This window comes from Nocardioides convexus, from assembly GCF_011090295.1.
The window spans coordinates 2,525,537-2,538,285 of record NZ_JAAMYA010000001.1 but is presented as its reverse complement, the minus strand read 5'-3'; the positions used below and the strand labels follow the sequence as shown (position 1 = coordinate 2,538,285).

Below are 12,749 nucleotides of genomic sequence, written 5' to 3'. Positions count from 1 at the left end.
GTTTCTCGGACGGGGTGCTCATCGACGCGACCACCCAGGACGGGACACTGATGCTTGTCACCGGAACCGGCGACACCTTGGTGTGGGCAAAGGTGACGCCTTCGCTCCGTCGCGCTGTGGGCGTGCTGCCGCAAGGGCCTTGGGAGCCCGCCGACGAGGACACCCGTCGTTCGGGCATCAGGCTTTCCGTTGCCGGAAACGGGGTAGCGACGAAGGTCGTGGTGACCGACGTCAGCGGGCTCGCGACGACTTTTGGCGTGCCCTCCCCTCCGGCGGGCGTGCTCAGTGAGTACCGCTTCACGCCGGAGTCGGTCCAGGACCCGGTCAAGGTGGGTGACACGGGAAAGATCACCTTCCTCCACGACAGCAGTGGCCGGGTGCAGGAGATCGTTTCGCCTGTACCTACTGGCGTCACGTGCGACACGTCCGCGGTGATGGTGAACGGTTGCCACGCGCTGACCCTGACCTACGGCACTAGCGGCAACAGCAAGGACCGACTCACTAACATCGATGTGGTTCACGGTGCCACGGTCAAGCACGTGACTTCGTACCAGTACGACTCCCAAGGTCGCCTCGTCGGTGTCACCAACAACAGGACGGGGCTGACGACGACCTACGCCTGGGCCGGGACGGAGGGCTCCGCCGCTCGGCGGCTCGCGTCGTACACGCCCCCGGGTCTCAAGCCGATCCGGCTCGAGTACGACTCGGAAGGCCGACTGAGTGCGATTGCTCGTGACAACCCCACGGGTGCTGGGACGACAACGCTCGAGCAGGTGCGCTACGACGTCCCGATTCAGGGTGCAGGCGCATCGGACGCGGGCCTGCCGGTCCTCGACCAGGTCGCCGTCGCCGCGTGGAACCAGCAGAGTGCCCCGACCTACGCTGCTGCTGTGTTCTCGCAGGGAGCGCCCAAAGTCGCCGCGGATCCAGCGGACGTGGCCGGTGGCGACTGGAAGGAGGCCGTGATCTCCTACACCGACGCCGATGGTCGTGGTGTCAATACGGCGCAGTTCGGCTCAGGTCGCTGGCTCCTCACCGCCGCGGACTACGACAACGGCGGCAACCTGCTCCGCACACTCTCGTCGGGTGACGTTGCAGCCGTCCAGGACGGCGAAGTGGCAGCGTCGGACGCCGGCACGCTCAACGTCTACGGCGAGGTCAAGAACTCCGCAGGCACTGTGACCATCGCCGAGGGCACGGTCCGCACCGAGACCTTCGGCCCGGCCCGGGCCGCTGTGACGACAGACGCGGGTGGCCTCGACGGCCAAACGAAGTGGGTGCGCCCGCACTCGGTGACGACCTACGACGAGGGGGCGCCCAACGACGGAATCAACGCCGTCACCGGTGCTGCATACGCCCTGCCTACCCGCGTGATCACTAGGCCGTGGGACCCCGCCACGGGTGCCGACGTCCTAGGAGCCGGCACAGTCCTCGCGGACACCCGCACGGGCTACGACGCCCTGCTGTCGGGCGACAAGTCCGGCTGGGAGCTTGGACTTGCGACGTCGACGACGACAGTGATGGGTGCGAATCAGCCCGACATCGTCAACCGCACCCGCTACGACGACGACGGCCGGGTGATCGAGACCCGGCAGCCCTCCTCGGACGGCTCGGACGCTGGCACAAAGAAGACGACTTACTACACCTCCGGCGCCAACGCGGCCGACGGCGCCTGCGGGAACAAGGCTCAATGGGCCGGTCTCGTTTGTGTGACGTCGTACGCCGGCGGCACTCTTCCTGCAGAACGTGTCGTGGGTTACGACGATGACCTGCAGCCACTCGGTGTGAACCAGACTGTCGCGGGAGTCCTGCGCCGGACGAGCACTACTCGTTACGACTCCAGCGGCCGCGTGTCGCGGTCGTGGGTCAAGACCGAGGGCGTGCAGAGGCTCTCAGCCGGTGACCGGCAGACCAACGGAGTACGACGCCAGCACGGGGCAGATCAGCGCGGTGAAACCGGTCGACAACAACGGTGACGCCATAGCGGGCCAAGGACTCGTCACCCAGTTCGATGACTGGGGGAGGCCGACCTCCTACTCCATCGACAACGGGAGCGGTGCGGAGATCACCACGACCACCTACAACGCCTCCGGCGATGTCTCTGCGGTGACCGACCCCCGAGGCACGACGACGTACCAGTACGACGGCACAGATGCGGCGGGTAAGGAGGAGCATCGCGGTGAGGTCACCAAGGTGGCTACAAGCCGCCCCGGCGCTGCCGATGTGGAGTTCTCCGGCGCCTACGACGCGAACGGCACCCTCGTCTACCAAAACCTGCCCGGCGGCCTGGTTCAGCGCACCGTGGTGGACAATGCGGGCCAGCCTGACCGGTACGTCGTACTCAGGTCGCGTCAACCTCCCTGACGCTGACGGCAACGCCGTACCCACCGACGATGTCGCGTGGCTCGGGTGGTCCCAGAACAACGACATCTTCGGACGCACGCGGGCGGAGTGGACCCCCGAAGGCGCCGCCTACACCGGAAACCTCAATGGCAGTTCCGCAACTGGCTACGCGCGCGGCTTTACCTACGATCGTGCTGGGCGCCTGACCGATGTTGTCGAGCACACGGCTGCTAGCGGAGGTACCCCCACGGTGGGAGATGAGGGTCTCGCCACGCCGGTCGGCGCTGCTTGCCAGACTCGCGCCTACGGCTTCGACACCAACGGCAACCGCACCAGTCTGACGCGCCGAGGCGCGAATGCCGACGGGACCTGCAGCAGCACCGTGGCAAAGCTCCCGGACGTGGACTTGGGACGTCGCCGACCGGCCGACCAACGCCGGATACGGCATCGATCCTCTCGGTAGGATGACGACCATCCCTGCCGTCGACTCTCGTAGCGGTGGATCAGACGTCGCGCTCACCTACTTCGATGACGACTCCGTTAGGTCGATCTCACAGGGCGCGCGGGTGACCACCTACACCCTGGACCCGGCACGCCGACGGTCCACCGAACTGACCGTCGAGGGAGGTTCCACGAGGTCGGTGGATCTTCACTATGTCGACGGCTCCGACAGCCCCGGCTGGGCGCGTCTCTCTGCTGATGGGCAGGTTACGACGACGCGGTATGTCGAGAGTCTCAGCGGCGCCCTCTCCGCGACGCTGGCGAGCAGCGGGACCAGCACGAGTGCCGCTGCTGCGCTCACGGTGACGCTGACGAACCCCCACGGGGACATCGTCGCATCGGCAAGCGTGCCGAGCTCCGGACCGGCTGCCGGCATCGACAAGCTGGTCAGCTCTACGACGAGTACGGCAACCCCGTACCCACCGCTGCGGAACAGGCTGAAGGCGAGTGGCGTCGTCTACGGCTGGTTGGGAGGACACGAGCGCGCCGCGCAGCCGCAGGGCTTCGTGCTGATGGGGGCTCGGGTCTATAACTCCGTGACCGGGCAGTTCACGTCTCGCGATCCCTTGTTCGGCGGCAACTCGACCACCTATGCCTACCCGCAGGACCCGATGAACAGCGCAGATCTCACGGGGACTTCAGGCTCCGGGATCGGGACCAAAGCGGTGTACAACGCTTGCCGGGATGCGGGATTCGGAATCCTCAAGTGCGGAAAGGTCGTCGCCGTCTCCGCCAAGATCGCTGGCTGGGTGCTGATTCGGCGGTTCTCGGCCGGGAAAGACAACGCGACGCGGCACTTCACGTGGATGGTCTATCTGTCGTACACGCTGGGGCGCGACGCAGCGTGGAAGATTGCGAAGGCTCACGAGAAGGGATCCAAGGACAAGCAGGACAGCATCAGAGACACCGCGAACAACCAGTACAGCCTCGGTTGGTACGATAGGCATAAGAAGATGACTAAGAACCACTTCGACGTCAGCAATCACTTGGGTTCTCATGAGATGGACATCAACTGGTTCATTGATCATGCGTTGAAGTCTGTACAAGGACGGCTGGCTGTTCAAGGTGAACTGCAGCGGGCTGGTCGTGGCGAGTGACTCGACCTTCGATATCGATTGCTGACGCGGTGTACCTTTGCCAAGGATCCGCCGCCGGGGATCTCGGGTGGTGTGCGGAGAGGTGGGGTGGTCGCGCATGTGGACGGTGCTAGCGCTGTCGTTGACGGTTGTCGCAGTCGTGGGTTCGGTGCCGCTTCTGCTGCTCACTCGCCGGTCTGGCACTCGGCGGACGAAGTGGTGCGGTCTCGTGGCCCTCGCCGCCTCGCTGCTCGCACTCGTCGCGCTGGCAGGACAGCCTGCTCCAACAGGTCCTTGTCTACCGTCAGGTAGAGGCTGTCGCTCCTGAAGGTGACTATCGTGCTGTTGTCGACCGTCCGTTCAAGCCTGATGGAGACCGTGACCCGAGTGCAGGTGTTCAAGGCAGGCTGGGTTCATCCGTCGCCGATGGCTGCGCTTTGCACGCAGGACATCGACTCCTCGGTCTACCTCCGTTGGGAAGGAGAGCGGTCCTTGGCCGTCATCTCCCCAAGCGGAAAAACGATGGCAACTGTTGAGATCGGTCGAGATGGAGCGGCGAGGGTGACATCACCCGGGCGTTTCCACGACTGCTGATGGCAAAGCGGGCAACGCCCGCAGGGCCGATAGGGTTCGAGTCGTGACTGACCGACCGCTCGTGATGGGGGTCGTCAACGTCACGCCGGACTCCTTCTCCGACGGCGGCCGGTACGACGACCCGGAGCGCGCCGTCGCCCACGGCCGCGCGCTGCTGGCCGAGGGTGCCGACATCCTCGACGTCGGGGGTGAGTCGACCCGACCGGGGGCCACCCGGCCGCTGCTCGCGGAGGAGCCTGGACCGCGTCGTACCGGTCATCGAGGCGCTGGCCGCGGACGGGGCGACGGTGTCGGTGGACACGATGCGCGCGGAGGTCGCGGCGCGGGCGGTCGAGGCGGGGGCGAGCATCGTCAACGACGTCTCCGGCGGGCTGGCAGACCCGGAGATCCTGGACGTGGTGGCGAGCACCGGCGCGACGTACGTCGCGATGCACTGGCGCGCGCACAGCGACACGATGCAGCAGTTCACGAGCCTACGAGCCCGACGTCGTGACCGCGGTCCGCGCCGAGCCTGGGCCAGCGGGTGGAGGCGATCCGTGCGGCCGGCGTGCGCGACGAGCAGGTCGTGCTGGACCCGGGGCTGGGTTTCGCCAGGCTCGCGCACCACAACTGGGGTCTGCTGCGCCACCTGGACCAGGTCGCGCAGGGCTTCCCGCTGCTGGTCGGCGCGAGCCGGAAGACGTTCCTGGGTCGCCTGCTCGAGGCCCCCGACGGCAGCCCGCGCCCGGTGGGCGAGCGCGAGGCGGCCGGGATCGCGCTGACGACGATGCTCGCGGCGGGTCTCGGCGGCGCGGACGTGTGGTGCCTGCGGGTCCACGATGTGCGCGCCCATCGCGACGCGCTGGCGGTTGCGGCACAGTGGGGTGGGTACACCGCTGATCGGGCAGCGGGTGGGAAGGAGGCCGGTGACTGACGAGCCTGAGCATCGACGGCATCGAGTGCTTCGCCCACCACGGGGTGTTCGACCACGAGCGGCGCGACGGGCAGGTCTTCAAGATCGACCTCGTGCTGGGGGTGGACACCCGTCCCGCCGCGGCGAGCGACGACCTCGCCGACACCGTCGACTACGGCGGCCTGGTGGACCGGGTCGTGGCGGCGGTCGAGCGCGACCCGGTCGACCTCATCGAGACCCTTGCCGAGCGCATCGCCGATGTCGCTCTCATGGACGGTCGTGTTGAATGGACGCGAGTGACGGTGCACAAGCCGGACGCGCCCATCCAGGCGACCTTCGCCGACGTACGTCTCACCATCACCCGCTCGCGGGTGCCGGGGGACACGGCGGGAAACCGAACCGGAAAGACGGAGGCCCCAGCATGACCGAGACCCCCAACCCGAACATCATCGACGCGGACACCCTCACCGGGGAGATGCGTCCGATCCGTCGAGTGGTCATCGCGCTGGGCTCGAACCTCGGCGAGAGCCTTCTCCAACCTGCAGGGTGGTGTGGACGCTCTCGCGGACACCCCGAACGTGTGGGTCACCGGCGTCTCGCCGGTCTACGAGAGCGCCCCGGTGGACTGCCCCGAGGGCTCCCAGAACTTCCTCAACGCGGTCGTCCTCGCCGACACCACGCTCTCCGCACACCGGCTGATCGACCGCGCGCTCGCGATCGAGGACGCCTTCGACCGCCTGCGGGGCGAGGCGAAGAACTCCCCGCGCACCCTCGACGTCGACCTGATCGTGGTCGGCGACCGGCGCAGCGACAAGGAGGAGCCTGCGGCTCCCGCACCCGCGCGCCCACGAGCGTGCCTTCGTGCTCAAGCCGTGGCTCGACCTCGAGCCGGACGCGGTGTTCCTCGACCGCGGGCCGGTCGCCGACCTGCTGGCCGCGGTCGGCACCGACGGCCTGACCCCGCGCCCGGACCTGGTCCTCGAGCTCGAGTGAGCGCGGCGGGCGACCCCGGCGGGGAGCCTCCGTCGGGATCACTGCGCCCGACCTCGCTGCTGACCCTGGTCGGCTGGGCGGTGGTCGGCGGAGTCCTGGGCTGGGCGCTGCACCCGGTCGCGGACCGGCTGGGCGTCGTACCGCCCCTGGTGACGGCGGGGCAACCGCTGGCGCTGGGGCTGCTCGCCGCGATCCTGGGCTACGTCGCGTGGGTGACCTACCGCGCCGTGCACGTGCGCCGCGAGCGCCTGGAGGCCCACCAGGCCGTCAACCGGCTGGTGCTCGCGCGTGCCTGCGCCCTGGTGGGCGCCCTCGTCGCCGGGGGGTACGTCGGCTACGCGCTCAGCCTGGATCGGTGACCGCGCCGAGCGGGCCGACGACCGGATCGCGGGCTCCCTCGCGGCCGCCGGCTGCGCGGTGGTCGCGGTGGTCGCCGCGCTGCTGCTGGAGCGTGCGTGCCGGGTCCGCGACGACGACGAGCCCGCCTGATGCCCGAGGGTGGGGCGGATGTGACAGGTGGGGCCTGCGTGTTCTCCCGGGTCCGAGGCGGGAACGGGCATAACGTGCAGGCATGACTTCCCCCGCCGGCAACCGTCGTCGCCAGCGGTCGACCCGTCTCGTGGTCGCCGCGCTCATGCTCGTGGTCTCGGCGCTCGCCGTCGTGGGCACGGCCCTGACCGGGTCCTGGCTGCTCGTCACCATCGCCGCGCTGGTGGCGGTCGTGCTGGGTGCCGCCGCTACGAAGATCACCCACTCCGAGTCTGCTCGACTCCCGCGAGGAGGCCGCCCGTGACCGGGCGCAGCAGGCTCAGGCCTACGCCCGGCTGACTGAGGCGCGGGTCACCGAGAACGTCGAGTTCGCTGCCGACATGACCGGCAAAGCTCGCCAAGCGCGACGCCACCGTCACCCGGCTGGAGAAGCGCCTCGGCGACGCCGCCGCGGAGCCTGGCCGACGCCCGCCGCGAGCCTGGGCGAGGCCCGCGACCTGGCGAGCACCACCCAGCGCGAGAACGAGGGGCTGAACCGGCGCCTGGTCGACGCGGAGGAGCGGGCCAGCCAGGCCGTCGTACGGGTGGCGGAGCTGGAGGCCGAGCTCGACGTCGTCACCAGCGAGCCTGCACACCGCGCGGACGGCGGCGGCGAACTGGCGCAAGGGCAAGACCGCCTGAGCCGAGGCGCCCGGGCGGCTCACTAGGATGGCCGTCCGTCGCCCGCTTCGAGAAGGACCCCCGTGACCGCCAGCGCCATCTACCTGCACATCGGGGCCCCCAAGACCGGCACCAGCCTTCCTCCAGCGGATGATCTGGCTGAACAAGGAAGAGCCTGCGCGCGCAGGGCTTCTTCTTCCCGCCGGGCAGCCGACGGATGCAGTTCGACGCGGTCTCCGACCTGCGCGGCGGCATCTGGAGCGAGGCGGAGCCTGTCCGCCACCTGGGACCTGGTCGTCGAGCGGGCGCACCGCAACGAGGGCGTGGCGGTGATCAGCGAGGAGCCTGCTGTGCGGCTCGCCGCCGGAGGTCATCGAGCGGATCGTCACCTCGCTGGCCCCGATCCCGGTGCACGTGGTGCACGCCGCTCGGGACTTCGCCCGGCAGGTCCCGGCCGAGTGGCAGCAGTGGCTGCGCTCGCGCTCGACGACGACCTACGAGCTCTACCTGGACCGGCTGCGCGACGTGCCGGACCAGTCGTTCTGGCAGACCCAGGACCCGAGCCTGGTCTACGCGCGGTGGGGCCCCTACCTGGAGCCGGGCCACTTCCACGTGCTGACCGTGCCGCCGCCGGGCTCGGACCCGAGCCTGCTGTGGCAGCGGTTCAGGCTCGATCGTGGGCTTCGACCCCGACGTCCCGCACGCGCCGCCGGGGATGCAGAACCCTTCTCTCGGCCTGGCCGAGGCGGAGCCTGCTGCGCCGGTTCAACGTGCAGATCGGCGAGCGCTTCCCGATGCGCGACCGCTACATCCGCGTGGTGCGCGACAACCTGATGCGCGACGGGCTGTTCAGCGCACCGGACCCGATCAAGATCGGCGTCCCCGCGCCGTACGTCGACTGGGTGCGCGAGCGCTCGCGGCAGATGGTCGACGACCGGCCGCGCTGGCCGGCGAGGTGGACGTCGTCGGCAGCCCGGAGGACCTCGCGGCCAACGTCGTGGACGCCGTCCGGCTGCCCTCGGAGTCTGTCCGACGGCGAGCCTGCTGGAGGCCGCGATCGCCACCATGATCCGCCAGCACGAGGTCATCGAGCAGCGGATGGACGAGCGGGACGCGCGACGCGCGGAGAAGGACGCGGCGCCGCCTCCAGCACCGGTCTCCCTCCCGCGGCGGGTGCGCGGCGCGATCGCCCGGCGGGTCCGTGGTTGATCAGCGGCTGGTGCCGCTGCGCGACCTCGCCGCGTCCTACGCCCGCACGCCCGGTGAGGTGCGCTCGGTGGCCGTCGTCGGCAACGCCCCGATGGTGCCCTCGGCGGCCCGCGCCGCGGCGATCGACGGATGCGACCTGGTGCTGCGCACGAACAGACTTCGTGCTCGACGCCCCCGGCGCGGAGCCGGTCGCCGGGCGTCGTACCGATGTCGTGCTGTGGGGCCGGATGGTGCGGGCGACGGTGTCTTCCTTCGCGGACTACCGCGCGCGGCTCTACGTCCTGCTGGAGCCGATGCGGATGTTCCACCGCCCCGAGGTCTGGCCGGGCTCCTGGCCCGCCGACCTGGGGCTGGTGGTCGCCCGCAACGACGCCGTCGCGGTGCCCCTGCTCGAGGAGCCTGGGCGTCCCGTGGCGCGCGGAGGCCCTCGCCCCCACGACCGGTACGACGGCCGCCTGGCTCGCCCGCACGCTGTTCCCCGACGCCGTGGTCCACCTGACCGGCCTGTCCTACGTCGACGACCCCTCGCCCGAGCGCTGGGACTACCAGTCCGGGGCGAGTGGCCGGATCGGCCCGGAGCACCGGGTGGCCGCCGAGGGGGCACTCCTGCGGCGGTGGTGGCAGGAGGGCCGGGTACGGTTCTGGCCGACCGACTCCGAGGAGGAAGCATGAGCCGTCCGGGTCCCAAGGACGTGGTGCGCGCGCTGCGTCGTGCCCACCGCCTGCCGGACGACACCGGCGAGCGGGTCGCGGACCTGGAGCGCCGGCTCGGCGACGCGGTCCGCGAGATCGGCCGGATCGGCCCGCAGGCTGGCGGCGCTGGAGGAGCGGGTCGAGGAGCCTGCGCGCCCGGCTGGAGGACCCCGCGCCGACGGCGGACACGGCCGAGGTCGAGGCGGCCCGCTCGGTGCTGGACGAGGTCCGGGCCGAGCACGCCCGGGTGCGGGCGCGGATCAGCGCCGCGACCGTCTTCGAGGAGCGGCTGCGGGTGCTGGAGGACCGGGCTGGCGTGGACTCCGCGACCGGCCGCGACCGCGCCTGAGCTCCCCTTCGGCCGCCTCTCGCGCCACGCAACTACCGAATCTGCTGTGAATTCCCGTCCGGGACAGCGAATTCGGTAGTTGAACCGCAGCCAGGGTCAGGCTCAGCGCGCGGTCCAGCCGCCGTCGACCTCGACAGTCGAGCCGGTGACGAAGGACGAGGCGGGCGAGGCGAGGAAGAGCAGCGCGCTCATCACCTCCTCCGGCTGGCCGACCCGGCCGAGCAGGGTCAGCCCGGCGATCTTGTCCTGCAGCGTGGCCGCCTCGGGTGTGCCCGGCTCGCCGGGGAAGGGGCCGAGGACCAGCGCGTTGACCCGGATGCCCTCGGGGCCGGACTCGGCGGCGGCGTACCGGGTGAGCCTGGAGCATCGCGGCCTTGGCGGTGCCGTAGAACGGCGGGTTGCGGTGCGACTCCTCGGCGTAGATCGACAGGTCGGGCGCGACCACGCCGTACATCGAGGAGACGTTGACCACCGCCGCCGGGCCGCCGGCCGCGGCGGAGACGGCGAGTGCGGGGCGGGCGGCCTCGATGGCGCGGGCGGAGGCGGTGACCGCGAGGTCGAAGGCCAGCCGGTAGTCCTCGTCGGTCGCGGTGCGCAACGAGCCACCGCGCGGGACGTGCGCATTGTTGACCAGTACGTCGAGCCGCCCGTGCCGCTCGGCCACCTCGCCCAGCAGTGCGGGCCACGCGGCGGAGGTGATGTCGCAGGTCGCGAACTCGACGCGCGGGATCTCCCCGACGGCCTCCGCGAGGCGCTCGGGGGAGCGGCCCACGGCGACCACGGTGGCGCCGGCGTCCGCGAGCGCGCGGACCATGGCGGGTCCGGAGCCGGCCGGAGGCGCCGCTGACGACGGCGACGGTGCCGGTGAGGTCGAAGAGGTCCATCTCAGGCTCCAGGTGCTCGGGTCGACGAGGGCGAGCGGGCCGGGGGCGACGAGGTCGTGGACGACCGCGACCTCCTCGGCGGTGAGCGGCGGGCGGTGCACCAGGGCGGCGGTGTCGTCGACCTGGGCGGCGTTCTCCGCGCCGGCGACGACCGAGGTGACCCACGGTTGCGCCAGCACGTAGGCAATGCACAGGTCGGCGCGCGAGCCTGCGGCCCAGGGTCTCGACCGCCCGGTCCAGGGTGGCGGTGATCGCGGCGCCGTCGGCCACGGCGGGCCAGCGGGCGGCGGTGCCGGCGGCCAGCAGCCCCTGCAGGTACGCCGACCGGACGGTCACCACGACGTCGGGCCGCGCGGCCAGCGCCTCCTGGACCTCGGGGGCGAGCCAGCGCCGGTCGAGCAGGTTGAACGGCAGCCTGGACGTAGCGGCAGCGCGGGTCGGCGAGCAGGGCGAGGAGCCTCCTCGGGCGTCGACAGGCTGGCGCCCGCGACCCGCGCGGTGCCGTCGGCGACCAGTCCGGCGGTCTCATCGGCGACACCCGGACGGTGCCAGTCGGCGGCGCGGTGCACGAGCAGGCCGGCGACCGAGGACGCGCCGAGCAGGCGCAGGCTGGTCGCGACCGAGGCCCGGGCGGCGTCCGCGCCCTGGCCGTCGGTCAGCGGCAGGACCTTGGTGACGACACCGGCGTGCTCGGACAGGCCGCGGCGCAGGGCGGCGCCCAGGCGCTGCTCGGAGGCGCCGTAGCCACGAGCGGTGTCGAGGTGCGTGATCCGGTTGCGTCGTACGGCGGCGAGGACCTCGCTCACCTCGGCGTCGGACGGGAGGCCGCCGGTGTTGGCGGCGCCGTAGGGGACGCCGAGCCTGGACGGTGCCGAGCACCAGAGCGGACTGGCCGAGGGGGTTCTCGCGCACCGGCAGGGGAGCGCGCAGGCTCGGTCGCGGCACCCACGAGGTCGCACAGGGTGCGCCAGTCGGCGCCGACCGGGTCCGCAATGCCGGCCAGGACCCGCGCCAGGGCGACGAAGTCGTCGAAGGTGTCGACCGTGCAGCGCAGCCCGGCCCACGCGCCGGTGCCGGAGAGAGAGGTGCGCAGGTCGCCCTCCCGCTCGCGCATCCACGGGGTGACGTGCTCGCGCTCGAAGGCGGAGCTCGCGGCGGCGTCCGCCTCGCGGAGCAGCCCGGCGGTGAAGGCCTCCGCTGCGACGCCGTACGGCAGGGCGGGGTCGTCGCCGCCGAGCCGGGCGTAGCGTTGCCCGGAGTCCGCCAGGGCCGCGACGAGCCTGGCCCACCACGTCCCCGTCCGGTACGACGTTGTCGGCGGTCAGGCGCACCACGACGTCGTCGTCGGCGAGCCCCTCCGCGGCCAGCACGAAGCGCGCGAGCGGGTCGTCGAGCGGTCCGCGCACGACGGCGACGTCCGCGGCGGTGCAGGCGGCGGCGATCACGTCGTCCTCCGGCTGGTCGCTGGTGGCGACCAGCACCGGGTGACCGGCGTTGCCGGCCCGCTGTGCGGCGAGAACCACCATCGGGCGGCCCGCGACGGACAGGAGCGCCTTGCCCGGCAGCCGCGAGGAGCCTGAGCCGGGACTGGAGCACGACCTGGACGCGCGCACTCATGACGAGGTCAGGTCAGCCGAGGATGTCGGTCAGCGTCTCGACGACGCGGTCCACGTCGGCGTCGGTCAGGTCGGGGAAGAGCGGCAGCGAGAGCTCCTCGGCGTAGAACGCCTCGGCGTTCGGGCACATCCCGCGCTGGTAGCCCGCATCGGCGTAGACGGGGTGCCAGTAGACCGGGATGTAGTTGACCTGCACGCCGATGCCGCGCTCGCGCATCTTCTCGAAGACCTCGCGGCGGCGGCCGTCGAGGATCCGCGCGCAGTAGAAGTGCCACACCGGGTCGACGCCCTCGCGCTGCACCGGGATCCGCACGCCGTCCACGCCGGCCAGGGCCTCGTTGTAGCGGGCCCAGATCTCCGCGCGCCGCTGCTTGAAGGCCTCCAGCCGTTGGAGTCTGCGAGAGCCCGAGGGCGCACGCGACGTCGGTCAGGCGGTAGTTGAGGCCGTGC

The 12,749-nt window shown here is 71.1% G+C and carries 15 protein-coding genes and 1 pseudogene; 13 read left to right on the top strand and 3 right to left on the bottom strand.

Annotated features, from left to right (window positions below; translation table 11 throughout):
- Nucleotides 1-14: 14 nt before the first annotated feature.
- The 11 genes and pseudogenes from G5V59_RS19085 to G5V59_RS19025 all read left to right on the top strand — a co-directional run bounded on the left by G5V59_RS19085 (nt 15) and on the right by G5V59_RS19025 (nt 9,878).
- Nucleotides 15-1,976 (top strand): hypothetical protein, encoded by a 1,962-nt coding sequence (locus tag G5V59_RS19085; protein ID WP_278257501.1) that lies wholly within the window; start codon nt 15-17, stop codon nt 1,974-1,976.
- Nucleotides 1,951-2,364, top strand: coding sequence for a hypothetical protein (locus tag G5V59_RS19080; protein ID WP_278257500.1), 414 nt, complete (start codon nt 1,951-1,953; stop codon nt 2,362-2,364). The genes G5V59_RS19085 and G5V59_RS19080 overlap by 26 nt, the downstream gene beginning before the upstream one ends.
- 545 nt (nt 2,365-2,909) lie before the next feature.
- A complete protein-coding gene (locus tag G5V59_RS19075; protein WP_278257499.1) occupies nt 2,910-3,941 on the top strand; it encodes a hypothetical protein in 1,032 nt (343 codons plus the stop codon).
- A gap of 309 nt (nt 3,942-4,250) precedes the next feature.
- A complete protein-coding gene (locus tag G5V59_RS19070) occupies nt 4,251-4,514 on the top strand; it encodes a hypothetical protein (RefSeq protein WP_278257498.1) in 264 nt (87 codons plus the stop codon).
- 64 nt (nt 4,515-4,578) lie between these two features.
- Nucleotides 4,579-5,427 (top strand): annotated as a pseudogene (gene folP / locus G5V59_RS37150) (dihydropteroate synthase).
- A complete protein-coding gene (folB, locus tag G5V59_RS19050) occupies nt 5,424-5,831 on the top strand; it encodes a dihydroneopterin aldolase (RefSeq protein ID WP_278259936.1) in 408 nt (135 codons plus the stop codon). The pseudogene folP and the gene folB overlap by 4 nt, the downstream one beginning before the upstream one ends.
- 126 nt (nt 5,832-5,957) lie before the next feature.
- The gene (gene folK / locus G5V59_RS19045) at nt 5,958-6,758 is read left to right on the top strand and encodes a 2-amino-4-hydroxy-6-hydroxymethyldihydropteridine diphosphokinase (protein WP_278257496.1); all 801 of its coding nucleotides are present in this window, start codon (nt 5,958-5,960) and stop codon (nt 6,756-6,758) included.
- On the top strand, nt 6,688-6,888 hold the full coding sequence (locus tag G5V59_RS19040) for a hypothetical protein (RefSeq protein ID WP_278260315.1): 201 nt from the start codon (nt 6,688-6,690) through the stop codon (nt 6,886-6,888). The genes folK and G5V59_RS19040 overlap by 71 nt, the downstream gene beginning before the upstream one ends.
- Nucleotides 6,889-6,970: 82 nt before the next feature.
- Nucleotides 6,971-7,192: a hypothetical protein gene (locus tag G5V59_RS19035; protein ID WP_278257495.1), complete on the top strand. Its 222-nt coding sequence runs from the start codon at nt 6,971-6,973 to the stop codon at nt 7,190-7,192.
- Nucleotides 7,128-7,595, top strand: coding sequence for a hypothetical protein (locus G5V59_RS19030; protein WP_278257494.1), 468 nt, complete (start codon nt 7,128-7,130; stop codon nt 7,593-7,595). Before G5V59_RS19035 ends, G5V59_RS19030 begins: the two co-directional genes overlap by 65 nt.
- A gap of 36 nt (nt 7,596-7,631) precedes the next feature.
- Nucleotides 7,632-9,878 (top strand): hypothetical protein, encoded by a 2,247-nt coding sequence (locus G5V59_RS19025; RefSeq protein ID WP_278257493.1) that lies wholly within the window; start codon nt 7,632-7,634, stop codon nt 9,876-9,878.
- 23 nt (nt 9,879-9,901) lie between these two features.
- Here the strand turns inward: G5V59_RS19025 and G5V59_RS19020 are convergent, their stop codons facing one another.
- Nucleotides 9,902-10,102 (bottom strand): SDR family oxidoreductase, encoded by a 201-nt coding sequence (locus tag G5V59_RS19020; protein WP_278259935.1) that lies wholly within the window; start codon nt 10,100-10,102, stop codon nt 9,902-9,904.
- A gap of 313 nt (nt 10,103-10,415) precedes the next feature.
- On the opposite strand from G5V59_RS19020, the gene G5V59_RS19015 reads away from it, so the two are divergent.
- Both G5V59_RS19015 and G5V59_RS19010 read left to right on the top strand, forming a co-directional pair.
- Nucleotides 10,416-10,646, top strand: coding sequence for a hypothetical protein (locus G5V59_RS19015; RefSeq protein WP_278257492.1), 231 nt, complete (start codon nt 10,416-10,418; stop codon nt 10,644-10,646).
- Between the two features lie 93 nt (nt 10,647-10,739).
- Complete coding sequence (locus G5V59_RS19010; protein WP_278257491.1) at nt 10,740-10,934, top strand: hypothetical protein; 195 nt, start codon at nt 10,740-10,742, stop codon at nt 10,932-10,934.
- 81 nt (nt 10,935-11,015) lie between these two features.
- Here the strand turns inward: G5V59_RS19010 and G5V59_RS19005 are convergent, their stop codons facing one another.
- A complete protein-coding gene (locus G5V59_RS19005; RefSeq protein ID WP_278257490.1) occupies nt 11,016-12,296 on the bottom strand; it encodes an aldo/keto reductase in 1,281 nt (426 codons plus the stop codon).
- A gap of 16 nt (nt 12,297-12,312) precedes the next feature.
- A complete protein-coding gene (locus tag G5V59_RS19000) occupies nt 12,313-12,654 on the bottom strand; it encodes a DegT/DnrJ/EryC1/StrS family aminotransferase (protein WP_278259934.1) in 342 nt (113 codons plus the stop codon).
- Nucleotides 12,655-12,749: the final 95 nt, after the last annotated feature.